Genomic DNA, 24948 nt, shown 5'->3' with positions numbered 1-24948 from the left:
AAAGGACGCATCACATGCGAGGCATCACACGCCGCACCACCGTTGCCGCGGCGGCCCTGGGGGCAGCAGCGACGCTCGCCCTCACCGCCTGCGCCGGCGGTTCCACCGGGGGAGACGAGCTCTCCGACGAGCCGGTCACCCTCACCTTCACCTGGTGGGGCAACGACACCCGCCACGAGATCACCGAGCAGCTGATCGAGGTGTTCGAGGAGCAGAACCCGAACATCACGGTCGAGCCGCAGTACACCGACTGGTCGGGCTACTGGGACAAGCTGTCGACATCGGTCGCCGCGGGCGACATCCCCGACATCATCCAGATGGACGAGAAGCAGCTCTCCACCTACGCCGCGAACGGCGTGCTGCTCGACCTCGGCTCGCTCGAGGCACTCGACACGGCCGACTTCCCCGCAGCGGTGCTCGGCACGGGCGCTCTCGAGGGCACGCAGTACGGCATCCCGGTCGGCATCAACTCCTACACGTACATGGCCAACCTCGACCTGCTCGACGAGTACGGCGTCGAGCTTCCCGACGACACCACGTGGACGTGGGACGAGTTCATCGAGACCGCGCAGGCCGTCAGCGACGCGAGCGGCGGCGAGGTCGTCGGCTCGCAGTCGTGGGGCTTCGAGGACGGCGGCCTGAAGAACTGGCTGCGCCAGCAGGGCAGCGACCTCTACTCGGCCGACGGCGGCATCGCCGCGACCGAGGAGGACCTCGCCTCGTGGTGGCAGTTCCTGCTCGACTCGACCGACGCGGGCGCCCTTCCCGACCCGTCGGCGACCATCGAGCGCGAGGCCGGCGGTCTCGCCGAGTCCTTCACCGCGACCAACGAGTCGGCGTTCGGCCCCTGGTGGTCGAACCAGGTGCAGGCGCTGCGTGACGCGAGCGGCCAGAACCTCGTGGCGCTGCGCGTGCCCGGTTCGTCCGACGGCTCGCCCTACTACAAGCCGTCGATGTTCTGGTCGGCCTCGTCGAAGACGGAGCACCCGGCCGAGGTCGCGCTCTTCCTCGACTTCCTCGCGAACAGCGAGGACGCCGCGGACCTGCTGCTCACCGAGCGCGGCGTGCCCGCGAACGAGGCCATGCGCGCGTACGTCACGCCGCAGCTCGACGAGGTGAACAAGTCCGTCGTCGAGTTCCTCGATGCCCTCGGGCCCGAGGTCGGCGACGCCCCGCCCGCCACGCCCCCGGGCGGCGGCGCGATCGAGGACATCATCGACCAGAACACGCAGAAGGTGCTGTTCGGCGAGCTCACCCCGGAGGAGGCGGCTGCCGCCTTCATCGAGGAGCTGCAGCGCGCGCTCGACGACGCGATGTGATGACCTCCCCCTGACGACGGCCCCCGGGTCGTCTCGGAGCGGCTGCCGCGTTGTCCGTTCGCGGCAGCCGCTCTGGTCGGGATCGCCGCCGAGGGCGGCCCCGCCGGGTTCGGCGGCACTACTTTGGAAACCACGATCTACGCGGAGGACCCGTGACGAACACCTCGCCCCGACCGGTCACCATCGCCCAGGTGGCCGCCTTCGCGGGCGTCTCCCAGGCCTCGGTCTCGCGGGTGCTCAACCGCAACCAGACCGTGGACCCGGCGATCGCCGCCAAGGTGCGCGACGCCGTCGAGAAGCTGAACTACTCGCCGAGTCCGGCGGCGCGCAACCTGGTGCGCGGCCGCAGCAACACGATCGCCCTGGTCGTGCCCGACCTCGAGAACCCGATGTTCCAGGGCGTGCTCAAGGGGTTGAGCCGGGCGGCGTACGCCGACGGCTACCGCGTGCTCGTCGCCGACACCGCCGAGCGGGTCGGCGACGAGGAGGAGGTCGTGCTCGAGGCGCGCTCGCGCTGCGACGCGATCGTGCTCGTCGCCCCGCGCATGTCCGACGAGCGGCTCGAGGGCCTCGTCAGTCGTGTCGGCCCGGTCGTCGTGGTCAACCGCCCGGTCTCGGGCGACCCGGCGGCCGAGCTCTCGGTCGACTACGAGAGCGGCATCCGTGCGCTGGGGGAGCACCTCATCTCGCTCGGCCACACGCGCATCGCCTACCTCTCCGGACCTCCGCAGTCGTACGCCGACGTGCTGCGTCGCCGCGGACTCGCCGAGCTCGTCGCCCGGCACGCCGGGTTCGAGGTCGTCGACGTGCCCGCGGGCTCGCAGGTGGAGGACGGCTATCGTGCCGCCGACGCGGTGCTCGCCTCGGGCGCGACCGGGGCGATCGCGTTCAACGACCTCGTCGCACTGGGCCTGCTCGCCCGCCTGCGCGAGGTCGGCGTCGAGGTGCCGGTCGAGATCTCGGTCGCCGGCATCGACGACATTCCGCTGTCGCGGTTCTCCGCGCCCTCGCTCACGACCATGTCGGTGCCCCGCGTCGAGATCGGCGAGCAGGCCTGGCAGCGGCTCAAGGGCGCGATCGCGGGCGCTGCGGCGACGCATCCGCTCTCCTACCGTCCCATCCTCGAGGTGCGCGGCAGTACCGGCCCGGCGCCCGAGGCGACCGGCTGGCTGAGCCCCGGCCGCCCGCTGCTGCGGATCGGCGACGGCGTCGTCGCGCGGTACGAGGAGGGGCAGTCGATCGACTCCGTGTTGTCGCCCAGGCCCTACCTGCACCCGGTGGAGACGCTCGGCGGCGTGCGCGTCACCGACAGCCATCCGACCGACCACCTGCACCACTTCGGCATCGGCGTCGCGCTCCCGGACATCAACGGCACCTCGTACTGGGGCGGTCGGACATACATCGAGGACGTCGGCTCGGTGATGCTCGAGAACCAGGGCCGGCAGCGCCGCGACGAGTTGCGCGTGGACGGCGAGGAGCTCACCGAGCGCCTCACCTGGATCGACGAGCGCAACGTCGCACAGCTCAGCGAGGTGCGCACCCTCACCGGCGCGCCGCTGCGGGTCGGCGAGGGCGACGCCTGGGTGCTGCGCTGGCGCTCCGTGCTCAAGGCGAACTTCGGCGCGCTCGACTTCGGGTCGCCCGCGACCAACGGGCGCGAGGGCGCCGGCTACGGCGGCATCTTCTGGCGCTTCCCCGAGTGGAAGGCCATCGTCGTCACGGCCGACGGCGTCGGCGAGGAGGCCGCGCACGGCTCGCGCTCGCCGTGGTTCGCCGTCGTGGATCCCGAGCGCAAGGCGACGGTGCTGCTGCACCAGCCGGGCGGAAGACCACTGCCGTGGTTCGCGCGCGTCGCCGAGTACGTCGGCATCGGCCCGGCACTGGCCTGGGACGAGGTGCTGCACGTGCCGGAGGGCGGCACGGTCGAGCTCGGGCTGGACGCGCTGCTGATCGACCGCGTCATCACGGACCCGGCGGAGCTCGCGGGCCTCGCCGGCCGGCTCGCCGCCGATGGGTGAGCGGATGCCGCGGGGCGGCGCGTCGGGTGATCCGCTGCGCGTCGGCGTCGCCGGGATCCACGGCCACGGTGCGACCCACGTCGCCGAGGCGCTGCGGCTCGAGCGCGCGGGTCGAGTCCGGCTGATCGCGGTCGCCGACCACCGGGCGCCGGAGATCGCCGTCGGGGAGGCCGCGGTCTTCGCCGACGCCGCGGCGATGATCGCCGACGCCGATCTCGACCTCGTGGTGCTGAGCACCCCGATCCACACGCACGTGCCGCTGGCCCGTGCCGCGCTCGAAGGTGGCGCGCACGTGCTGCTCGAGAAGCCGCCGGCGCCCTCGAGCCTCGAGCTCGAGGAGCTCGACGCCGCGGCTCGCGCTGCCGGGCGCGCGGTCCAGGTCGGCTTCCAGAGCCTCGGGTCGACCGCGATCGACGCCGTGAGGGAGCTCGTCGCCGGGGGTGTCGTGGGGGAGGTGCGCGCGTACGGGGCGCTCGGGACCTGGGTGCGGGCCGTGGACTACTGGACGCGCAGCGCGTGGGCCGGCAGGCGCGAGCTCGACGGCGTGCCGGTGGTCGACGGCGCGGTGACGAATCCGCTCGCGCACGCGGTCGCGACTGCGCTCGCGGTGGCGGGGGCGAGGTCCGCGCACGACGTCGTCGACGTCGAGCTCGACCTCCTGCGCGCGAACGCGATCCAGGCCGACGACACGTCCTCGCTCGTGATCCGGCTGCGCGATGGTCGGACGGTCGCGGGTGCGCTCGCGCTCACGGCATCGCGCAGGAGCGAGCCGTGCGTGACGGTCGAGGGCGAGCTCGGGCGCATCGTCCTCTGGTACACGCTCGACATCGTGCAGGTCGTGCGCGACGGCGAACCGTTCCCGGCCACGACCCGGCATCCGCGCGTCTCGTTGCTGGAGAACCTCGTGTCGCACATCACCGCCGGCGACGAACTGCTCGTGCCGCTCGGAGCCACCGCGGCGTTCACCCGCGTGCTCGACGCGGTACGTGCGGGGCCCGACCCGCGGCCGATCGCAACCGAGCACATCGAGCGCGTCCACGACGGGGCGGGCGAGCACCTCGTGGTGCGCGACCTCGAGCGCTGGGCGGCACGGGTCGTCGCCGAGCAGGCGACCTTCGCGGACGTCGGGGCGCCGTTCGCGCGCTGAGGCCGCGGCGCGTCCCGCCGCATCCGCCCGGCCGTCGCGTCAGCGCGTGGGCGCCGAGGTGCTCGAGCGCACGACGAGTCGCACCGGCAGGTCGATGTCGTGCGGCGCGGGCTCGGCGTCGCCCTCGCCGAGCAGCGACATGGCCAGGCGCACCGCCTGCTCGCCCTGCGCCACCGGGTCCTGCGCGATGGTCGTGAGGCCGAACATCTCGGCGTTGTCGTGACCGTCGATGCCGATGATGGAGAGGTCGGCGGGGATGCTGAGCCCCAGCCGGCGCGCGGCGATGTAGGTGCCGAAGGCGATCTCGTCGCACGCGGCGAACACCGCCGTCGGCCGATGGGACGGGTCGCCCAGCAGCTGCAGCGCGGCCGAGAAGCCCGCCGACATCGAGTACTCGGTCGGCAGGTACGGGGCGTCGTCGATGCCCGCGGCGGACATCGCGTCGCGGAAGCCCTGGACCCGGCTGCCCTGGACGCCCTCGCGGTCCTGCTCGGCCTCCTCGCCGCCGAGCAGCACGATCTCCCGGTGCCCGAGGTGCAGCAGGTGCTGGGTGGCGAGCCGGGCCGTCGCACGATGGTCGACGGCGAGCCGGACGGCGGCCGGGAGCATGGTGCCGCCGATGGCGACGACCGGCCTGCCCGTGCGGGAGAGGCGGTCAGACTCCTCCGGGCTCAGGTCGACGTCGACGCCGATGATCGCATCGACGCGACGGCGCTGCAGGTAGTAGCCGAAGATGCGCTCGCGCGCGTCGGGCGCGACGGCGAGGTTGTACAGCACGAGGTCGTAGCCGCGTTCGAGCAGTGCGCGTTCGAGCCCCTCGAGCACCTGCCCGAAGTACCAGCGGTTGACGAACCGGATGATCACGCCGATCGACTTCGTCCGGCCCGTGACGAGGCTCGCGGCGTTGGGCGAGGCGATGTACCCGATCTCCGCCGCGGCGGCCACGACGCGGTCGCGCGTGGCCGGCGAGACGGACCCGCGGCCGCTCAGCGCACGCGAGGCCGTGGCCTTCGAGACCCCGGAGAGACGCGCAACATCCGCGATCGACGGCACCATCGCCTCCCTCCGTCGGAAGATGCAGGCCCGAGTGTAGCGCCCGGTCCGTTCGGGCGGAACCGGTTCCAATCCGCGAGGGTGGGTGTGACCGTTTCGTGATGTACGACCCTTGTGCCCCGCGCTATCGCCTGCCTAGCGTAGGGCTGGAACCGGTTTCGTGAGAGCGGTTCCCAGGAACTCCAACTCAACGAGGAGATGAGAGATGAGCACCATACGGAAGCGCCGACTGCTCCTGCCGCTCGCCGCGGTGGCCACGGTCGGCTTCGCGCTCACCGCCTGTACGGGGGACATCGCGAGCGAGGAGGCCGGTGACACGGACTGCTCGGAGTACGAGGAGTACGGAACCTACGACGGGGCCAGCGTCACCATCGGCGCCACGATCGTCGACATCGAGGCCGACCGCCTCGTCGAGTCGTGGACCGACTTCGTGAACTGCACCGGCATCGAGATCGACTACCAGGGCTCGCAGGAGTTCGAGGCGCAGATCGCGGTGCTCGCCGAGGGCGGCAACGCGCCCGACATCGGGTTCGTGCCGCAGCCCGGACTGGTCCAGCGACTCGCCGACGGCGGCTGGCTCATCCCGGCCTCCGAGTCGGTCGAGGCGAACGCCGACGAGTGGTGGACCGAGGACTGGAAGGCCTACGGCACGGTCGACGACACCTTCTACGGTGCGCCGCTCATGTCGAACGTCAAGGGCTACGTCTGGTACTCGCCGAGCGAGTTCGAGGAGAACGGCTGGGAGATCCCGACCACGCTGTCGGAGCTCAGGGACCTGTCCGACGAGATCGCGGCCGCCGGCGACCACAAGCCGTGGTGCGTCGGCCTCGAGTCGGGCGTCGCGACCGGCTGGCCCGGCACCGACTGGGTCGAGGACTACGTCCTGCGCCTGCAGGGTGCCGACTACTACGACCAGTGGGTCACGCACGAGATCCCGTTCAACGACCCCGGCATCGTCGAGGCGTTCGACGAGGTCGGCGAGTACCTCAAGAACGAGGACATGGTGAACGGCGGCATCGGCGACGTGTCGACGCTGGTCACCGAGGCATTCGGCACCGCCGGGCTCCCGATCCTCGACGGCGAGTGCTCGCTGCACCACCAGGCCTCGTTCTACGAGACCTTCTGGAACCCCGAGGGCGGTGACGCGGCGGTCGTCGCCTCCGACGGCGACGTGTTCGGCTTCATGCTCCCGCCGGAGAACGCCGGCGACCCGCTGGCCGTCACGGGCGGTGGCGAGATCGTGGTCGCGTTCACCGACGCCGAGGAGGTCGAGGTCGTGCGTACGTTCCTCTCGAGCGACACCTGGGCGAACAACCGCGTGAGCCTGGGCGGCGTCATCAGCGCGAACCTGGGGGTCGACCCCGAGAACGCGTCGAGCGAGCTGCTCGTGCAGTCGATCGAGATCCTCCAGAACCCGGAGACCACCTTCCGGTTCGACGGATCCGACCTGATGCCCGGTGCCGTCGGCGCCGACTCCTTCTGGAGCGGCATCGTCGACTGGGTGACCGGCGACGACACCCAGTCGGTGGTCGACGCGATCGAGGCGAGCTGGCCGAGCAGCTAGCGCGCCCCGCCGCGTTCGCGGCATGATCGGAAGGGGCGGGTCACGGCCCGCCCCTTCCGCACACCCCACTTCAATGACGAAACGGGAGACACGGTGACGACCGACGACCTCATCGGCAAGATCCTGCAGGTGGTGATGGGGCTCGTCGTGTTCGCGGCGATCGTCGGCCTCATCATCTTCTTCATCGACAAGGCCCCGAAGAAGGGCCGGGACTACTGGCAGCTCGCGGGATTCCTGCTCCCGGCGCTCATCATGGTCGCGATCGGCCTGGTCTGGCCGGCGATCCGCACGACGTTCCTGGCGTTCCAGGACAACTCCGGCGCGTGGTCGATGGACAACTTCGTCTGGATGTTCACGCAGCCCGCCGCCATCCGCACGCTGATCAACACCGTGATCTGGGTGCTCCTCGTACCCACCTTCGCCACCGTCGTCGGCCTCGCCTACGCGGTCTTCATCGATCGGTCGCGCGGCGAGAAGTACTTCAAGGCCCTCGTGTTCATGCCCATGGCCATCTCGTTCGTCGGCGCGGGCATCATCTGGCGGTTCGTCTACGAATACCGCTCGGGCGACCGCGAGCAGATCGGCATCCTGAACGCGCTCGTGGTGGCGTTCGGCGGCGAACCCGTCCAGTGGCTGCAGACCGACCCGATCAACACCATCCTGCTGATCGTGGTGATGATCTGGATCCAGACCGGATTCGCGATGGTCGTGCTGAGCGCGGCGATCAAGGGCATCCCGACCGAACAGCTCGAGGCCGCGCAACTCGACGGCACGAACGCGTGGCAGCGCTTCAGGAACGTCACCGTCCCCGGCATCCGCGGGTCGATCGTGGTCGTGCTCACGACCATCTCGATCGCGACCCTGAAGGTGTTCGACATCGTGCGCACGATGACCGCCGGTAACTTCAACACCTCCGTCGTCGCGAACGAGATGTACACGCAGGCCTTCCGCGCGAGCGAGGTGGGTCGCGGCTCGGCGCTCGCGCTCATCCTCTTCGTGATGGTGCTGCCGATCATCATCTACAACATCAGAATCCTGCGACAGCAGAGGGAGATCCGATGAGCACCACGGGAACCTCGTCAGTCCTGCCCCCCGACCGCGGCACGGAGGAGGAGCTGGAGCGCGGCCTCGAGCGCGAGGAGACCAAGCCCGCGCGCGTGAAGAAGCGCCTCACCTCGCGCACCGCGACCATCGCGGCGCTCATCATCGCGGTGCTCTGGACGATCCCGACCTTCGGGCTCTTCCTGTCGTCGTTCCGGCCGGCGGAGCTCATCCGCACCACCGGCTGGTGGACCATCTTCCAGAACCCCGGCTTCACGCTCGACAACTACCGCGACGTGCTGCTGTCGCCGTCGGTGTCGTCGCCGCAGCTGGGTGCGTACTTCGTGAACTCGATCGCCATCGCGATCCCGGCCACGATCTTCCCGCTCGTGTTCGCGTCGATGGCGGCGTACGCGTTCGCCTGGATCAAGTTCCGCGGCGTGCACGTGCTGTTCATCCTGGTGTTCGCGCTGCAGATCGTGCCGCTGCAGATGGCCCTCGTGCCGCTGCTGCAGTTCTTCTCGACCTACCTGCGACCGATGCAGGCGTGGCTGCACGACGTGATCCCGATCATCCCCGAGCAGAACTACTTGCCCGTCTGGATCGCGCATACGATCTTCGCGCTGCCGCTCGCGATCTTCCTGCTGCACAACTTCATCGCGGAGATCCCGAGCGACGTCATCGAGGCCGCACGCGTGGACGGTGCATCCCACGGCCAGATCTTCTTCCGGATCGTGCTGCCGCTGGCGATGCCGGCGATCGCGTCGTTCGCCATCTTCCAGTTCCTCTGGGTCTGGAACGACCTGCTCGTGGCGTTGATCTTCTCCGGCGGGACGCAGGACGTCGCGCCACTGACCCAACGATTGGCCGAGCTCACCGGCAGTCGCGGGCAGGACTGGCAACGCCTGACCGCTGCCGCGTTCGTGTCGTTGATCGTGCCGCTGATCGTGTTCTTCAGCCTGCAACGGTACTTCGTGCGCGGGCTCCTGGCCGGATCGACGAAGGGCTGATTCCGGACACGAGGCGAGGCCCCCCTCGGGGCGGGACGGCCCGGTCGCGGCAGGGGAACCCGCGGCCGGGCTCAGCCCGTGCCTGCGTGGAGTCGGCCCGCTCGATGCATCGGAAAATGTACTGTTCAGGACATAAAAAACAGACGTCGATCCGGCGTTGACGCAACCTCGACTTCGCACTAGCGTCGAGTGCAGGACCTCAGTAGGGACTCGCCGGCAACAGGGGGCCGGCACCGGGGGAAACAGGGGCCCGGCCGACGCAGCGTGGCGACGGCCGGGCTCCCTCCATGTCCGGGGCCGGGTGCGCTGCGCGGGCGTGGGGTTGACGCGGCATCCGCCCACTGGTTGTGTCGGGAGCGTAAGTGACCGAACGACAAGGGGGTTGGACGGATGTTCAAGAGAGTGATCATCGGTGCTGCGGCCGCAGGGCTGCTCGCCGTGGGGTTCGCGGCGCCGGCGCACGCGGAGGGGCACGGCGGGCCGCCGGACTGCAACTGGGGTCAGCTGACCCAGTACGCCATCCTGGATCTCGACTTCGACCAGGGCGGGCACTCGTCGGGTGAGGCGACGCCGCGGGCGGGCCTCGCGAACGTGTTCCCCGACCTGCAGGGCCGCGCGAAGCTGCAGGCCACGTGCGAGCTCATCGAGAGCCTGCTTCCGCCGGCGCCGTAGGCCGCCGGGGAAGGTCCGGGCCCGTCGCGATCGAACGCGGCGGGCCCGCGCCGTGCCCGGCGCAAATTGTATGCATATGTGCATGTATCGCCTAGGGTGGGCTGCATGACACTTCACGGCCAGAGCGGTCCGCCCGGCGGCGGCTCTGGGGGACAGGTCGGCCGCATGGGCAAGGCGCGCACGCGCATCTCGGCCGCCGACGAGGACGCCCAGCGCGCCGCCAACGCCGAGGCGCCGAAGATCCCGCACCTCGGCCGGCGCATCGCGGAGCTCTTCCGCCCGTACCGCAGCGGCCTCGCGGTCGTCGTCGCGCTCGTGTTCGTCGGCGCGGCCCTCACGGTCGTGCCGCCGCTGCTCACCGAACGCGCCTTCGACGACGGCCTCTTCCCCGAGGGCGGCGGCGGGCCGGACCTGCCCGTGCTCGCCGAGATCGTCGGCCTCATGATCGCCATCTTCATCGCCTCCGCGATGCTCGGGGTCTGGCAGACCTGGCTCACCGCGAACATCGGCAACAAGGTCATGGGCGACCTGCGCGTGCGCCTGTTCGAGCGCCTGCAGTCGATGGAGCTCGCCTTCTTCACCAGGACGAAGACGGGGGTGATCCAGTCGCGCCTGCAGAACGACGTCGGCGGCGTGGCATCCGTGCTCACCAACACCGTCTCGAGCGTGCTCGGCAACACCGTCACGGTCATCGCCGCGTTCGTGGCCATGCTGCTGCTCAGCTGGGAGCTCACGCTCATCGCCCTCGTGCTGATGCCGTTCATGGCGCTCGCGCAGCGCCGCGTCGGCCGGGTGCGCGCGAAGATCGCCGCGAAGACGCAGGAGTCGCTGTCCGAGATGACGGCCATCACCCAGGAGACCCTGTCGGTCTCGGGCATCCTGCTCTCGAAGTCGTTCACCCGGCAGGCCGCCGAGACGGCGCGCTACTCCGCCGAGAACCGCAACCAGATCCGGCTGCAGGTGCGCCAGGTGATGTCGGGGCAGTGGTTCTTCGCGCTCGTGAACATCTTCCTGTCGTCGATCCCGGCGATCGTCTACCTCGTGTCGGGCTGGCTCATCACGGGCGGCAGCGCGGACATCACGGCCGGCACGATCGTCGCGTTCACGACCGTGCAGGCGCGCCTGCTGTTCCCGATGCTCGGCATCATGCGGGTCGCGCTCGACGTGCAGACGTCCACCGCGCTGTTCGCGCGCATCTTCGAGTACCTCGACCTGCGGCCCGCGATCACGGATGCCCCCGAGGCGATCGACGTCCCCGGCGGGCCCGCGCTCGGACGGGTCGAGTTCGAGGACGTCTCGTTCAGCTATCCCGACTCGGCCGGCGATGCGCGCCCGACCATCGAGGACATGAGATTCCGCATCGAGCCGGGGCAGTTCGCGGCCTTCGTCGGGCCGTCGGGTGCGGGCAAGACGACCGTGTCGTACCTCGTGCCCCGGCTCTTCGACGCGACGAGCGGCACCGTGCGCTTCGCGGGGGAGGACGTGCGCGACCTGCGCGGCGACTCGCTGCTCTCGCACGTCGGCATCGTGAGCCAGGAGACGTACCTCTTCCACGCGTCGATCGCGGACAACCTGCGCTATGCGAAGCCGGATGCCACGGATGCGGAGCTCGAGCGTGCCGCGCGCGCCGCGAACATCCACGAGACGATCACGTCCTTCCCCGACGGCTACGACACGCTCGTGGGCGAGCGCGGGTACCGCCTGTCCGGCGGCGAGAAGCAGCGCATCGCGATCGCGCGCGTGCTGCTGAAGGACCCCGAGGTGCTCGTGCTCGACGAGGCCACGAGCGCGCTCGACACGATCTCCGAGCGGGTCGTGCAGGACGCCCTCGACGACGCCGCGCGCGGCCGCACAACCATTGCGATCGCGCACCGGCTGTCGACCATCGTCGGCGCTGACGTCGTCTTCGTCGTGGTCGGCGGGCGCATCGTGGAGCAGGGCACGCACGCCGAGCTGCTCGCCGCCGGCGGGGTCTACGCCAGGCTCTACGCGCAGCAGGCGGAGGGCGTGCCGGTCGCGGACTGAGCGGCTCGCGGGGTAGCGTGCTCCCAGTCGCGCATGACGGCGCGACGGGAGATTGGGGGATTTCCGATGTCAGATCCACGACCCGAGAAGCCGGTCGCGGCCACGCCGCTCGAGCACACGCCGACCGAGGCGCCCGCGGGGCCCTCGACGTTCGCGACGCTCGCCGCCGAGTTCTTCGGCACGTTCGTGCTCGTGCTGGGCCTCATCAGCGCCGCGCTCTTCGCGTCGGACTTCGGCGTCGGCGACAACGGCAGCTCGCTCGGCGTCGGCTTCGTCGGCGTCGCGCTCGCCGTGGGCCTCGCGATCGTCGCCGGCGCGTACGCGTTCGGGCCGATCTCGGGCGGGCACTTCAACCCAGCCGTGACGCTCGGCCTCGCGGCGGCGGGTCGCTTCCCGTGGCGCGGAACGGCCGGGTACATCGCCGCGCAGATCCTCGGCGGCGCGGCGGCGACGAGCATCATCGCGCTCATCGGGTCGTCGCAGGCGGGCTGGTTCGAGGCGGCCCGCGACGGCGGGTTCGCGAGCAACGGCTGGGACGCGCTCTCGCCGGGCGGCTTCGGCATCGGCGGCGCGATCGTCGTCGAGATCGTCTTCACGGCGCTGCTCGTCGCGGTCGTGATCGGCGTGACGCACCCGAGCCGGGGCAATCCGGCATTTGCGGGGCTCGTGATCGGCCTCACGGTCGCGCTCATCCACCTCGCGACGATCCCGATCGACAACACGTCGGTGAACCCCGCACGCTCGATCGCAACCGCGATCTACGGCGGCGGCGACGCGCTCGCCATGCTGTGGGCGTTCATCGTCTTCCCGATCGTCGGGGCGCTGCTGGCGGGCTTCACCTTCCGGGGGCTGTTCGACGGCACCAAGCGCTAGCGGCGGGGGCGTCGTCGCGCCCCGCCGTACGCGGCGGCCCGGTCAGACCTCGACCGGGCCGCCGCGCTCGTCGAGCAGGTCGGTCATGAGCGCGATCTCGCCCGCCTGGCTCTCGAGGATCGCCCGCGCGAGGCTCGTGACGATCGGGTGCGTCGAGCGCGCCAGCAGCGCCTCGGACATCTCGAGCGCGCCCTCGTGGTGGCGGATCATGAGCGTGAAGAAGATGCGCTCGGCCTCGACGCCCTCGGCGGCGCGCAGCGCCTCGACCTGGTCGAACGTCGCGAGTCCCGGCATCGGGTCGCCCGGGGCGTGCGTCGACGCGTCGTGATCGGCGTGCTCGCCCTCGGCGCCCGCGAGCGCGGGGCGGGTCATCCAGGTCATCTGCGGTTCGCTGCCGGCCTGCGGCAGCTCCCACTCCTCGAGCCAGCCGTACATCTGGCCGGCCTGCTGCGCCTGCACGGTGGCCATGTCGTAGGCGAGGCGGTCGATGTCGGGATCGTCGCTCGTCTCGCGGATGATCAGCGCGAGGTCGACGCCCTGCAGGTGGTGCACCTGCATGTCGCGCGCGAAGCCGGCCTCCGCGCTGACGGTCGTGGGATCGGCCTGCCCGAGCGTGGAGATGCGCCCGAACGCGAACGACACCGCGACCAGCGTGACCACGATCAGGGCGCCCACGACGATCGCGCCGACGCGGCCGATGGGCCCGCGGTGCTCGGGCGCCGCCGACTCGTCGGGCGTCGCGTCAGAGGCATCCGTCATCAGGAGCTCAGGACTCGCGACCGGGGCCGTCGATGCCGCCGGTGCACAGCGCACCCGGCTCGGGCACGAGGTCGCTGCGCCAGTACTCCTCGAGGTACTCGGCGATGCGCTCGTCGTCGGCCGACTCGACCTGCAGCTGGGTGTTCCAGCCGCTCAGGACGATGGGGGAGGGGAGCCCCTCGAACGGCGACAGGATGACGTACGTCGACGGCAGCTGCGCCCGCAGCGCCGAGAGCTCGTCGTCGGGCAGCGAGGGGTCGTAGGTGACCCACACCGCGCCGTGCTCCATCGAGTGCACGGCGTTCTCGCTCGGCACCTGCTCGGAGTACACGCCGCAGTTCAGCCAGGCCGGGTTGTGCTCGCCGCCTGCGGGCGGGTTCTGCGGGTAGTCGACCGTGCCGTCGACGTGCAGCGAGGTGTTCTCGAAGGTCTGCACGCCCTCGACGTCCGCGCCCGAGCCGCCGGCCGTGTAGTTCGCCGGCTGCGGGATGAGCACCACCGACGTGACGATGACGCCGACGACGGCCAGCGCGCCGACGATCGCGGCGCCGATGCCGATGCGACGGTTGCGCTTCTGGCGGGCCTGCTCGCGCTTGTAGGCCTCGAGCTTCCTCGCTCGCTGCTCGGCGCGCTGCTGCTTGACGGTCGGCTTCCTGCCGGGCGGGGTCGCACTCACGGGTGTGCCTCTCTCGGAATGTCGGGTTGCTCCATTCGAACGCATGGGGCGTCCGGATTTCTTCCCGGCAGCGGCATCCGCAGCCATTTCACAGGGCGAAGGGGCGAGCGGATGACACACGGCGACGCGTGCCACTAGAGTCGGAGCCGTGATCCCTTCGCTGTGTTGTCGCTGACGTCGCTCATCCCCCCGGTCTCCCGGCATGACCGATCGCTCGCCGCATCCGGCCCGCGCCTCCGCAGCGCCCGGCGAGCAGACGTGAAGGACAACGAATGAAGTACGCAGAGAACATCGTCGAGCTCGTCGGCGACACCCCGCTGGTGAAGCTCCAGCACGTCACCGACGGCATCGCCGCGACGGTGCTCGTGAAGCTGGAGTACTTCAACCCCGGTGGTTCGTCGAAGGACCGCATCGCGACCCGCATCATCGATGCGGCCGAGGCCGAGGGCAAGCTCGCACCGGGCGGCACGATCGTCGAGCCCACCTCGGGCAACACCGGCGTCGGGCTCGCGCTGGTCGCGCTGCAGCGCGGGTACCGGTGCATCTTCGTCTGCCCCGACAAGGTCGGCGAGGACAAGCGCAACGTGCTCACCGCCTACGGCGCCGAGGTCGTCGTGACGCCGACCGCGGTCGCGCCCGACAGCCCCGAGTCGTACTACTCGGTGAGCGACCGGCTCGCCCGTGAGATCCCCGGCGCGTTCAAGCCGAACCAGTACGCCAACCCGAACGGGCCGCGCTCGCACTACGAGACCACGGGCCCCGAGATCTGGCGCGACACCGACGGGAGGATCACGCACTTCGTCGCGGGCGTGGGCACCGGCGGCACGATCACCGGCACCGGCCGCTACCTGCGCGAGGTCTCGAACGACACCGTGCGCATCATCGGCGCCGACCCCGAGGGCTCGGTGTACTCCGGCGGCACGGGCAGGCCGTACCTCGTCGAGGGCGTGGGCGAGGACTTCTGGCCCGACGCGTACGACCCGAGCGTGCCGCACGAGGTCATCGAGGTCACCGACGCCGAGTCGTTCGACATGACGCGCCGCCTCGCGCGCGAGGAGGGGATCCTCGTCGGCGGGTCGAGCGGCATGGCCGTCGTCGCGGCACTCAAGGCCGCTGCATCCGCTCCCGCCGACTCGGTGTTCGTCGTGCTGCTGCCCGACGGCGGCCGCGGGTACCTGGGCAAGATCTTCAACGACAAGTGGCTGCGCGCGTACGGGTTCTCGAACGCGCCCGCCGGTCACACCGTCGGCAACCTGCTCGCGTCGAAGTCGGGGCGCACGCCCGGGCTCGTGTACTCGGCGCCCGACGACACGATCCGCGAGGCGATCGACCGCATGAGCGAGACCGGCGTCTCGCAGCTGCTCGTGCTCACCGCCGAGCCGCCCGTCGTGCTCGGCGAGGTCGCCGGCGCGATCCACGACGACGAGCTGCTCGAGCTCGTCTTCTCAGGCCGCGCGAAGCTCACCGACGAGGTGTCGAGCGTGATCGGCCCGCCGCTGCCGCTCATCGGCGTGAACGAACCGGTCGCGACCGCGCGCCACGCCTTCGGCGACGCGCCCGCGATGCTCGTGACCGACGGCGGGCGCGTGCTCGGCGTCATCACCCGCTCCGACCTGCTGACCTACCTCAGCGCCTGAATCTCACGAACCTGCAAGGAACCACTCCCATGACCTCGATCGACCAGCACCACGGATTCGCCACGCGTGCGGTGCACGCCGGCCAGGCGTTCGACCCCACCACCGGCGCGGTGATCCCGCCGGTGCACCTCACCTCGACCTACGTGCAGGACGGCATCGGCGGCCTGCGCGGCGGCTACGAGTACTCGCGCGGCGGCAACCCCACGCGCACGGCGCTCGAGACCCAGCTCGCCGCGCTCGAGGGCGGCACGCACGGCCTGAGCTTCGCCTCGGGCCTCGCCGCCGAGGACGCCCTGCTGCGCGCGGTGCTCGCGCCCGGCGACCACGTCGTCATCGGCAACGACGTCTACGGCGGCACGCACCGCCTCATCAACCGCATCCACGGCGCCTGGGGCATCCGCCACTCGACCGTCGACACGAGCGACCTCGACGCGGTGCGCGCCGCGATCGAGCCGGCCACCAAGGTGCTCTGGGTCGAGACGCCGTCGAACCCGCTCATGAAGATCTCCGACGTGGCCGCGCTCGTCGCGCTCGGCCACGAGGCCGGGGCGCTGGTCGTGGTCGACAACACGTTCGCCTCGCCCGCGCTGCAGCAGCCGCTCGCGCTCGGCGCCGACGTCGTCGTGCACTCGACGACCAAGTACCTCGGCGGGCACTCCGACGTCGTCGGCGGCGCGCTCGTCACGAGCGACGACGAGCTCGAGGAGCAGGTGCGATTCATCCAGTTCGCCGCCGGCGCCGTGTCGGCCCCGTTCGACGCGTTCCTCACCAGCCGCGGCATCAAGACCCTGGCCCTGCGGATGCGGCAGCACTCGGGGTCCGCCCAGCAGATCGCCGAGACCGTGTTCGATCACCCTGCGCTCACCCGCGTGCTCTACCCGGGCCTGGCGTCGCACCCGGGCCACGCGCTCGCCGCGTCGCAGATGTCGGGCTTCGGCGGCATGCTCACGCTCGACTTCGCGGGCGGCGCCGAGGCGGCCCGGAAGTTCGCCGAGACCACGTCGCTGTTCCAGCTCGCCGAGTCGCTCGGCGGCGTCGAATCGCTCGTCAACTACCCGTCGGAGATGACCCACGCGTCGGTCAAGGGCACGCCCGCCGAGGTGCCCGAGTCGATCGTGCGGCTGTCGGTCGGCGTCGAGGAGACCTCGGACCTCGTGGCCGACGTCGTCGAGGCGCTCGACCGGCTGTAGGGCGGGCGCGGCCCGGGGGCATCCGCTCGACCATGCCGCAGGCGCCGGCCTCTGGCGGGTCGCGGGCCGGTGCGGTAAGACGGTCACATGAGGCAAGACGCGGTCACCCGGTGGGTCGAGCGGTACCGTCGCGCGTGGCTGTCGAACGACGCGGGCGACATCCGCGCGCTCTTCACCGAGCACGCGGAGTACACCAGCACGCCGGGCACGGAGCCGTACCGCGGGCACGACGAGATCGTGTCGTGGTGGCTGGAGAACGCCGACGGCCCCGACGAGACGACGTTCGCCTGGGAGCCGCTGCTGGTGGGCGACACGCGCGCGATCATCCAGGGCCGCACGGTGTACCTGGGCTCGACCGCCTACCGCAACCTGTGGGTGATCGACCTGGCGCCCGACGGGCGCGCGACCGCCTTCACCGAGTGGTGGGTCGAGGAGGAGGACGCGGACGACCTCGAGTTCGACGACGACGAGGCGGATGCGGCGGACGACGACTCGGACGACCTCGACGACGACTCGGACGACCTCGACGAGGAGGACGAGTACGACGAGGCCGACGAGGACGACGACTGGGGCGACGACGACGAGGAGGACTCGGTCGACGACGACTTCGAGGAACTCGACTACGACTACGACGACGACGTGGACATCGACATCGACGGCGAGGACGCGCCGGACCCGGAGGGCTCGCGCTGAGGCGACCTTCAGCCGGCGAGTCGTCACGAACTGTCGCCATCACCGCGCGGGAGGCGACGTTTCGCGACGACTCGGGGAGGATGGAGTCATGACCGCCCCCCTGCGTTCGCTGAACGACGGCAACTCCCTCCCGCAGCTCGGCCTCGGCACCTACCAGCTGAACGACGGCGCGGGCGTCGCGGCGATGGTCGGCGCACTCGAGTCGGGCTACCGGCTGCTCGACTCGGCCGTGAATTACGGCAACGAGGAGGCGGTCGGGGAGGCCCTCCGCAGGTCGGGCGTCGATCGCAGCGACGTGAGCGTCACGACCAAGGTGCCCGGACGCGACCACGGCTTCGACGAGACGCTCGCGAGCATCTCCGGTTCGCTCGATCGACTCGGGCTCGACTGGGTCGACCTGCACCTGATCCACTGGCCGAACCCGAGCGTCGACCGGTACGTCGACGCGTGGCGGGCGATGATCAAGGCGCGCGAGCACGGCATGGTGCGCTCGATCGGCGTCTCGAACTTCACGATCGCCCATCTGGAGCGGCTCATCGACGAGACCGGCGTCGTGCCGGCGGTCAACCAGGTCGAGCTGCATCCGTACTTCCCGCAGGGCGACCAGCGCGCCTTCCACGCCGAGCACGGCATCGCGACCGAGAGCTGGAGCCCGCTCGCCCGGCGTACCGAGCTGCTGGCGGAGCCGGTGATCACCGAGATCGCGGACGGGCACGGGCGCACGCCCACCCAGGTCGTGCTGCGCTGGCACGTGCAGCTCGGGTCGATCCCGATCCCGAAGTCGGCGGATGCCACGAGGCAGCGCGAGAACCTCGACGTGTTCGGGTTCACGCTCGCGCCCGACGAGGTCGAGGCGATCTCGGGGCTCGAGCGCGGGCGCCTGTGGGACGGCGACCCGGACACGCACGAGGAGATGTAGGCCGCCTCCGGCGGGCCGGGACGGCGGCCGTGATGGCGGCCGCGATGGCCGCATCGCGGCACCGGTCGTTCATGTGACTGTCACAAATGTGACGGTCACATCGCCGCGCGGCGCGTGCATAATGGTGTCTCGGCGTGTGTGACCGTGCACATGCCAGACGCGAGCGAGGACGCAGTGCCGGAGACCAGAGCGGACGCCCCGAGGGGGCGGGCGCCGAGCATCCGCGATGTGGCGCGCCTCGCGGGCGTCTCCCACCAGACCGTCTCGCGCGTGCTCAACGACCACCCGAGCCTGCGCCCGGAGACCCGCGACCGCGTGCTGCAGGTCATGGAGCAGCTGCAGTACCGGCCGAACCGCGCCGCGCGCGCCCTCGTCACCAGCCGATCGCGCACGTTCGGCATCCTGTCGGCGTCGAGCACGCAGTACGGGCCGGCCTCGAGCATCGCCGCGATCGAGTCGGCGGCGCGTCGCTCGGGCTACTGGGTGAGCACGGCGAACATCGACTCGTCCGACCCGCGGTCGATCCCCGACGGCCTCGCCCACCTGGCCGCACAGGGCATCGAGGGGCTCGTGGTCATCGCCCCGCAGGAGCGCGTGTTCGACACCCTCCAGGAGCTCTCGATCGACGTGCCGTACGTCACGCTCCAGTCGACCGAGCGAGATCCGGAGCACGGGCTCTCGGTCGACCAGATCGCCGGGGCCCGCATGGCCACGCGGCACCTCATCGAGCGGGGCCACCGCAGCATCTACCACCTCGCCGGCCCGCAGGACTGGATCGAGGCGGAGGCCCGCATGCGCGGGTTCCTCGACGAGATGGGGGCGCAGGACGTGCCGACCACCGCGCCGATCCTGGGCGACTGGACGGCCGAGTTCGGGTACCACGCCGGGCGCGAGCTGCTCTCGGTGCGCGACTTCACGGCGATCTTCTCCTCGAACGACCAGATGGCGCTCGGGCTCATGCACGCCGTGCGGGCCGAGGGCCTCGACGTGCCGGGCGACGTCTCGATCATCGGCTTCGACGACATCCCCGAGGCGGCGCACTTCTGGCCGCCGCTCACGACCGTGCGACAGGACTTCGCCGAGATCGGCAGGCGCTGCGTCGACCTGCTGCTGGGCGCGGCCGGCCATGCGGACGCGCGTCCCGGTGGCGACGACGAGGACCGGCCGAGCACGATCGAGCCCGAGCTCATCGTGCGGGGCTCGGTCGGGCCGCCCTCGTTCTGAGGGAAATCCGCCGTTACCATTCCGTGACTATTCGGAAGTTGACACGGCCCGGACGTCTCTGGCTATTCTGAGTCCCGCGATGTGAACGGTCACATGAACGGTCACATTTCCGACGCAGGCACCGCGCAGTGCGTCCCGTTCCGCAGACGAAGGAGTCACCCGTGATGGCAGCCCCCACCGAGCGCGCAGCGCTCCGGGCCGTGGAGCTCGGGTCGGGTGATCGCGCGTGAACGGCTACGGGCCCACGATCGAGGTGGCCATCGCCAGGGTGCGCGCCGACGTCGCCCGCTTGCACGGCGAGCTCACCCGCTACGGCCTCGTGGTGTGGACCGGCGGCAACGTCTCGGGCCGGGTGCCCGGCGCGGACCTGTTCGTCATCAAGCCCTCGGGCGTCTCGTACGACGACCTCGCGCCCGAGAACATGATCCTCTGCGACCTCGACGGCAACGTCATCCCGGGCACGCCCGGGATGGAGCGCAACCCGTCGAGCGACACGGCTGCGCACGCCTACGTGTACCGGCACATGCCCGAGGTCGGCGGCGTCGTGCACACGCACTCGCCCTACGCCGTGGCGTGGGCGGCGCGCGGCGAGGAGATCCCGTGCGTGACGACGGCGATGGCCGACGAGTTCGGCGGGCCCATCCCGGTCGGGCCGTTCGCGATCATCGGCGACGACTCGATCGGCCGCGGCATCGTCGAGACCCTGCGCGGGCACCGCTCGCGCGCCGTGCTGATGCAGAACCACGGCCCGTTCACCATCGGCGCCTCGGCCAAGGACGCGGTCAAGGCCGCCGTGATGCTCGAGGACGTCGCCCGCACCGCGCACCTCGCGCGGGAGGCGGGCGAGCCGATCGCGATCTCGCAGCGCGACATCGATGCGCTCTACGAGCGCTACCAGAACGTGTACGGCCAGGCCGTCGACGCCCGGCGTCCCGCCGGCGGCGCGCCACCACCCCAGAATCGTGCGGCATCGACCTGATGCCGTCGGGAGCGGACCCCAGGACGACGCCGCTCCACTGTCACCAAGACAAGGACGTCCATGACTGACACAGTGAAAGGAAAGACCGTGAAGAAGACGAAGAAGGTGCTGCTCGCCACGCTCGCCGCGGGCTCCATGCTGGCGCTCGCCGCCTGCTCGGGCGGCGACGGCGGAGACAGCTCGGGCGGCGACGGCGGCCTCATCGGCGTCGCGATGCCGACCAAGAGCTCCGAGCGCTGGATCCAGGACGGCGACGCCGTCAAGGAGCAGCTGGAGGAGCAGGGCTTCGAGGTCGACCTGCAGTACGCAGAGGACGACATCCCCACCCAGGTCTCGCAGATCGAGAACATGATCACCAAGGGCGCCGAGGCGCTGATCATCGCGTCGATCGACGGCACCACGCTCTCGCAGGTGCTGCAGGACGCGGCCGACGCCGACATCCCCGTCATCGCCTACGACCGCCTCATCCGCGACTCGGAGAACGTCGACTACTACGCCTCGTTCGACAACTACATCGTCGGCGTGCAGCAGGCGACGTCGATCCTGGCGGGCCTCGGCCTGACCGACCTCGAGGGCAACGAGGCCGGCGACGCGCCCGAGGGTCCGTTCAACATCGAGCTGTTCGCCGGTTCGCCCGACGACAACAACGCCACGTTCTTCTGGAACGGCGCGATCGACACCCTGCAGCCGTACATCGACGAGGGCACCCTCGTCGTGAAGTCCGGCCAGACCGACTTCCAGCAGGCGGCGACGCTCCGCTGGGACGGCGAGGTCGCGCAGAGCCGCATGGAGGACATCCTCGTGGCGAACTACTCCGACGGCTCGCAGGTCGACGCGGTGCTCTCGCCCTACGACGGCCTGTCGCGCGGCATCATCTCGGCACTGACCGACGCCGGCTACTCGGTCGGCGACGAGTGGCCGGTCATCTCGGGCCAGGACGCCGAGCTCGACTCGGTGAAGGCGATCAACAGCGGCGAGCAGTACTCGACCATCTTCAAGGACACCCGCAACCTCGCGGCCGTGGCCGTGGACATGGCGACCGCCCTGCTGAACGGCGAGGAGCCCGAGGTCAACAACACCTCGGACTACGACAACGGCGTCAAGGTCGTGCCGTCGTACCTGCTCGAGTCGCAGATCGTCGTGCAGGACAACATCACCGAGGTCCTGGTCGACAGCGGCTACTGGACCGAGGAAGAGATCAACGGCTGATTCACCGGTGAGGCACCGACTCGGTTGACGGGTTGCCGCGTGTCGGGGCCTGAGCGGGAATATCCTCGCATCAGGCCCCGGCGCGCGGCGTCCGCCCCGGGAGGTGCACCGGCAATGGAGCAGGAGCAAGGATGACCACCAACATTCTCGAGATGCGCAGCATCACCAAGACGTTCCCCGGCGTGAAGGCCCTCGCGAACGTGACGCTCGGCGTCGAACGCGGCGAGGTGCACGCGATCTGCGGCGAGAACGGCGCGGGGAAGTCGACCCTCATGAAGGTGCTGTCGGGGGTGTACCCGCACGGCACCTACGACGGCGACATCGTCTTCGAGAACGAGGTCGTCGAGTTCAAGGACCTCACGGACTCGGAGTCCAAGGGCATCGTGATCATCCACCAGGAGCTCGCGCTGAGCCCCTACATGTCGATCGCCGAGAACATCTTCCTCAACAACGAGCTGAAGGGCCCCGGCGGCCTGATCGACTGGAACAAGACCGACTTCGAGGCCGCGAAGCTGCTCGCGCGCGTGGGCCTCAAGGAGAACCCCCGCACGCGGATCATGGACATCGGCGTCGGCAAGCAGCAGCTCGTCGAGATCGCGAAGGCCCTGTCGAAGCAGGTGAAGCTGCTCATCCTCGACGAGCCCACCGCAGCGCTCAACGACGAGGACTCGGACCACCTGCTCGACCTGATCCTGCACCTGAAGGGCCAGGGCATCACGTCGATCATCATCAGCCACAAGCTGAACGAGATCAAGAAGGTGGCGGACTCGGTCACCGTCATCCGCGACGGCAAGACGATCGAGACGATCGCCAAGGCGGATGTCACCGAGGACCGCATCATCAACGACATGGTCGGCCGCGACCTCGAGCACCGGTACCCCGACCACACGCCGAACATCGGCGAGGAGCTGCTGCGGGTCGAGGACTGGACCGCCCACCACCCGCAGGACTCCAGCCGCGTCGTGGTCGACAACGTGAACCTGAACGTGCGGGCGGGCGAGATCGTCGGCATCGCGGGCCTGATGGGCGCCGGGCGCACCGAGTTCGCGATGAGCCTGTTCGGTCGCAGCTACGGCTCGAACATCAGCGGCAGGGTCTACCTGCGCGGCGAGCAGATCAAGACGCGCACGGTCGCCGAGTCGATCGAGAACGGCATCGCGTACGCGACCGAGGATCGCAAGACCTACGGCCTGAACCTCATCGAGGACATCAAGCGCAACATCTCGATGGCGTCGCTGAAGAAGCTCGAGAAGTTCGGGCTCGTGCACGACAACGAGGAGTACGCGGTCGCCAACGAGTACCGGCGCTCCATGAACATCAAGGCGCCGAGCGTGCTCGTGAAGACCGGCAAGCTCTCGGGCGGCAACCAGCAGAAGGTCGTGCTGTCGAAGTGGATCTACGCGAACCCGGACGTGCTCATCCTCGATGAGCCCACCCGCGGCATCGACGTCGGCGCCAAGTACGAGATCTACTCGATCATCAACCGGCTCGCGGGGGAGGGGAAGGGCATCATCGTCATCTCCTCCGAGCTGCCCGAACTGCTCGGCATCTGCGACCGGTTGTACGCGCTCTCGGAGGGCCGCATCACCGGTGAGATGCCGGTCGAGGAGGCCACGCCCGAGTCGATGCTCAAGCTCATGACCATGGAAAAGCCCCGCTAGCGCCGCCGCTGGCGAATCACCCCAGGAGACTCACGCATGTCGAATCCGAACCCACCCGTCACCGAGGAAACCCACGCCGCCGGCTCGAACGTGAACCCGGTGGACAACAAGTTCACCGAGCGGCTGAGCCACGTGCTCGCCGACCTCGGCAAGAACGGCATCTTCATCGCGCTCGTCGCGGTCGTGGTGCTGTTCTCGTTCCTGACCGACGGAATCCTGCTCCGTCCGCAGAACATCTCCAACCTGGTCGTCCAGAACGGGTACATCCTCGTACTCGCCATCGGCATGGTCATGGTCATCGTCGCCGGTCACATCGACCTGTCGGTCGGCTCGGTCGCGGCCTTCGTCGGCGCCTGCTCGGGTGTCTTCGCGGTGCAGATGGGGTTGCCGTGGTGGCTCTCCGTGCTGCTCTCGCTCGGCATCGGCGCGCTGGTCGGCGCCTGGCAGGGCTTCTGGATCGCGTTCGTCGGCATCCCGGCGTTCATCGTGACGCTGGCGGGCATGCTCATCTTCCGAGGCCTGGCGCTGGTCGTGCTCGGCAACGCGAACATCGGCTCGTTCCCGACCGAGTACCGCGCCCTCGGCAACGGCTTCGTCAACGACGTGTTCGGCGAGTTCGAGATCGACCCGCTGACCCTCGGCGTCGGCGTCATCGCGATCATCGCGATCGTCGTGCAGCAGGTGCGCAGCCGCAGCGGCCGCATCAAGTACGGCCAGGAGGTCGAGCCGATCGCGTGGTTCATCACCAAGCTGGTGCTGGTCGCCGTCGGAATCTCGTTCTTCGCCTACTCGCTCGCGTCGTACAAGGGCATCCCGATCACCCTGATCATCCTCGCCGTGCTCGTGCTGGTGTACGGCATCGTGATGAACCGCACGGTGTTCGGCCGTCACATCTACGCGATCGGCGGCAACCGCCACGCGGCCGAGCTGTCGGGCATCAAGACCCGCCGGGTCGACTTCCTGCTCTTCGTCAACATGGGCGTGCTCGCCGCGCTCGCCGGCCTCATCTTCACCGCCCGCCTGAACCTCGCGGGCCCGAAGGCCGGTGACGGGTTCGAGCTCGAGGCGATCTCCGCGGCCTTCATCGGCGGCGCGGCGGTGCAGGGCGGCGTCGGCACCATCGGCGGCGCGATCATCGGTGGTCTGATCATCGGTGTCCTCAACAACGGCATGTCGATCATGGGCATCGGCATCGAGTGGCAGCAGGCCGTGAAGGGCCTCGTGCTGCTGCTCGCCGTCGCCTTCGACGTCTACAACAAGCGGCGTTCGGGCAGCTGAG

At 70.0% G+C, this 24948-nt stretch carries 21 protein-coding genes; 18 read left to right on the top strand and 3 right to left on the bottom strand.

What is annotated here, in order from left to right; translation table 11 throughout:
• Nucleotides 1-14 precede the first annotated feature (14 nt).
• The 3 genes from QMG39_RS04720 to QMG39_RS04710 all read left to right on the top strand — a co-directional run bounded on the left by QMG39_RS04720 (nt 15) and on the right by QMG39_RS04710 (nt 4484).
• Nucleotides 15-1319: an ABC transporter substrate-binding protein gene (locus QMG39_RS04720; protein ID WP_281882718.1), complete on the top strand. Its 1305-nt coding sequence runs from the start codon at nt 15-17 to the stop codon at nt 1317-1319.
• Nucleotides 1320-1471: 152 nt separating this feature from the next.
• Nucleotides 1472-3337, top strand: coding sequence for a DUF6807 family protein (locus tag QMG39_RS04715; protein ID WP_281882717.1), 1866 nt, complete (start codon nt 1472-1474; stop codon nt 3335-3337).
• Between the two features lie 4 nt (nt 3338-3341).
• Nucleotides 3342-4484, top strand: a complete 1143-nt coding sequence (locus QMG39_RS04710) for a Gfo/Idh/MocA family protein (protein WP_281882716.1) — start codon at nt 3342-3344, stop codon at nt 4482-4484.
• 39 nt (nt 4485-4523) lie between these two features.
• Here QMG39_RS04710 and QMG39_RS04705 read toward each other — a convergent pair whose 3' ends face one another.
• Nucleotides 4524-5540 carry a LacI family DNA-binding transcriptional regulator gene (locus tag QMG39_RS04705; protein ID WP_281882715.1) on the bottom strand — a complete coding sequence of 339 codons (1017 nt, stop codon included), beginning with the start codon at nt 5538-5540 and terminating at the stop codon, nt 4524-4526.
• A gap of 202 nt (nt 5541-5742) precedes the next feature.
• On the opposite strand from QMG39_RS04705, the gene QMG39_RS04700 reads away from it, so the two are divergent.
• The 6 genes from QMG39_RS04700 to QMG39_RS04675 all read left to right on the top strand — a co-directional run bounded on the left by QMG39_RS04700 (nt 5743) and on the right by QMG39_RS04675 (nt 12722).
• Entirely contained in the window at nt 5743-7101 is a 1359-nt protein-coding gene (locus QMG39_RS04700; protein WP_281882714.1) for an ABC transporter substrate-binding protein, read from the top strand.
• 93 nt (nt 7102-7194) lie between these two features.
• Nucleotides 7195-8163 carry a carbohydrate ABC transporter permease gene (locus QMG39_RS04695; protein ID WP_281882713.1) on the top strand — a complete coding sequence of 323 codons (969 nt, stop codon included), beginning with the start codon at nt 7195-7197 and terminating at the stop codon, nt 8161-8163.
• On the top strand, nt 8160-9152 hold the full coding sequence (locus QMG39_RS04690) for a carbohydrate ABC transporter permease (RefSeq protein ID WP_281882712.1): 993 nt from the start codon (nt 8160-8162) through the stop codon (nt 9150-9152). Before QMG39_RS04695 ends, QMG39_RS04690 begins: the two co-directional genes overlap by 4 nt.
• Nucleotides 9153-9542: 390 nt before the next feature.
• Nucleotides 9543-9824 (top strand): hypothetical protein, encoded by a 282-nt coding sequence (locus tag QMG39_RS04685; RefSeq protein ID WP_281882711.1) that lies wholly within the window; start codon nt 9543-9545, stop codon nt 9822-9824.
• A 165-nt stretch (nt 9825-9989) separates the two neighbouring features.
• Complete coding sequence (locus QMG39_RS04680) at nt 9990-11849, top strand: ABC transporter ATP-binding protein (protein WP_281887153.1); 1860 nt, start codon at nt 9990-9992, stop codon at nt 11847-11849.
• A gap of 66 nt (nt 11850-11915) precedes the next feature.
• Complete coding sequence (locus QMG39_RS04675; protein ID WP_281882710.1) at nt 11916-12722, top strand: aquaporin; 807 nt, start codon at nt 11916-11918, stop codon at nt 12720-12722.
• 42 nt (nt 12723-12764) lie between these two features.
• On the opposite strand, the gene QMG39_RS04670 is transcribed toward QMG39_RS04675, so the two are convergent.
• Together QMG39_RS04670 and QMG39_RS04665 are read right to left on the bottom strand one after the other, a co-directional pair.
• Entirely contained in the window at nt 12765-13481 is a 717-nt protein-coding gene (locus QMG39_RS04670) for a DUF305 domain-containing protein (RefSeq protein WP_281882709.1), read from the bottom strand.
• A 7-nt stretch (nt 13482-13488) separates the two neighbouring features.
• Nucleotides 13489-14157 carry a thioredoxin-like domain-containing protein gene (locus tag QMG39_RS04665; protein ID WP_281882707.1) on the bottom strand — a complete coding sequence of 223 codons (669 nt, stop codon included), beginning with the start codon at nt 14155-14157 and terminating at the stop codon, nt 13489-13491.
• 272 nt (nt 14158-14429) lie between these two features.
• Here QMG39_RS04665 and QMG39_RS04660 point away from each other — a divergent pair, with 272 nt between their 5' ends.
• The 9 genes from QMG39_RS04660 to mmsB all read left to right on the top strand — a co-directional run bounded on the left by QMG39_RS04660 (nt 14430) and on the right by mmsB (nt 24947).
• Nucleotides 14430-15794, top strand: a complete 1365-nt coding sequence (locus QMG39_RS04660) for a cystathionine beta-synthase (RefSeq protein ID WP_281882705.1) — start codon at nt 14430-14432, stop codon at nt 15792-15794.
• Between the two features lie 29 nt (nt 15795-15823).
• Nucleotides 15824-16984: a cystathionine gamma-synthase gene (locus tag QMG39_RS04655; protein WP_281882704.1), complete on the top strand. Its 1161-nt coding sequence runs from the start codon at nt 15824-15826 to the stop codon at nt 16982-16984.
• An 87-nt stretch (nt 16985-17071) separates the two neighbouring features.
• The gene (locus QMG39_RS04650; RefSeq protein WP_281882703.1) at nt 17072-17677 is read left to right on the top strand and encodes a nuclear transport factor 2 family protein; all 606 of its coding nucleotides are present in this window, start codon (nt 17072-17074) and stop codon (nt 17675-17677) included.
• 88 nt (nt 17678-17765) lie between these two features.
• Nucleotides 17766-18596 (top strand): aldo/keto reductase, encoded by an 831-nt coding sequence (locus QMG39_RS04645; RefSeq protein ID WP_281882702.1) that lies wholly within the window; start codon nt 17766-17768, stop codon nt 18594-18596.
• 150 nt (nt 18597-18746) lie between these two features.
• A complete protein-coding gene (locus tag QMG39_RS04640; protein ID WP_281882701.1) occupies nt 18747-19820 on the top strand; it encodes a LacI family DNA-binding transcriptional regulator in 1074 nt (357 codons plus the stop codon).
• A 226-nt stretch (nt 19821-20046) separates the two neighbouring features.
• Nucleotides 20047-20799 (top strand): L-ribulose-5-phosphate 4-epimerase, encoded by a 753-nt coding sequence (locus tag QMG39_RS04635; RefSeq protein ID WP_281882700.1) that lies wholly within the window; start codon nt 20047-20049, stop codon nt 20797-20799.
• 135 nt (nt 20800-20934) lie between these two features.
• Nucleotides 20935-22008: a multiple monosaccharide ABC transporter substrate-binding protein gene (gene chvE, locus QMG39_RS04630; RefSeq protein ID WP_281887152.1), complete on the top strand. Its 1074-nt coding sequence runs from the start codon at nt 20935-20937 to the stop codon at nt 22006-22008.
• Nucleotides 22009-22139: 131 nt separating this feature from the next.
• Nucleotides 22140-23669 carry a multiple monosaccharide ABC transporter ATP-binding protein gene (gene mmsA, locus QMG39_RS04625; RefSeq protein ID WP_281882699.1) on the top strand — a complete coding sequence of 510 codons (1530 nt, stop codon included), beginning with the start codon at nt 22140-22142 and terminating at the stop codon, nt 23667-23669.
• A 36-nt stretch (nt 23670-23705) separates the two neighbouring features.
• Nucleotides 23706-24947 carry a multiple monosaccharide ABC transporter permease gene (gene mmsB, locus QMG39_RS04620; RefSeq protein ID WP_281882698.1) on the top strand — a complete coding sequence of 414 codons (1242 nt, stop codon included), beginning with the start codon at nt 23706-23708 and terminating at the stop codon, nt 24945-24947.
• Nucleotide 24948 lies beyond the last annotated feature (1 nt).

The organism is Agromyces rhizosphaerae (genome assembly GCF_027925245.1).
GTDB classification, from domain to species: Bacteria; Actinomycetota; Actinomycetes; order Actinomycetales; family Microbacteriaceae; genus Agromyces; species Agromyces rhizosphaerae.
This window is presented reverse-complemented; position numbering and strand designations above follow the sequence as displayed.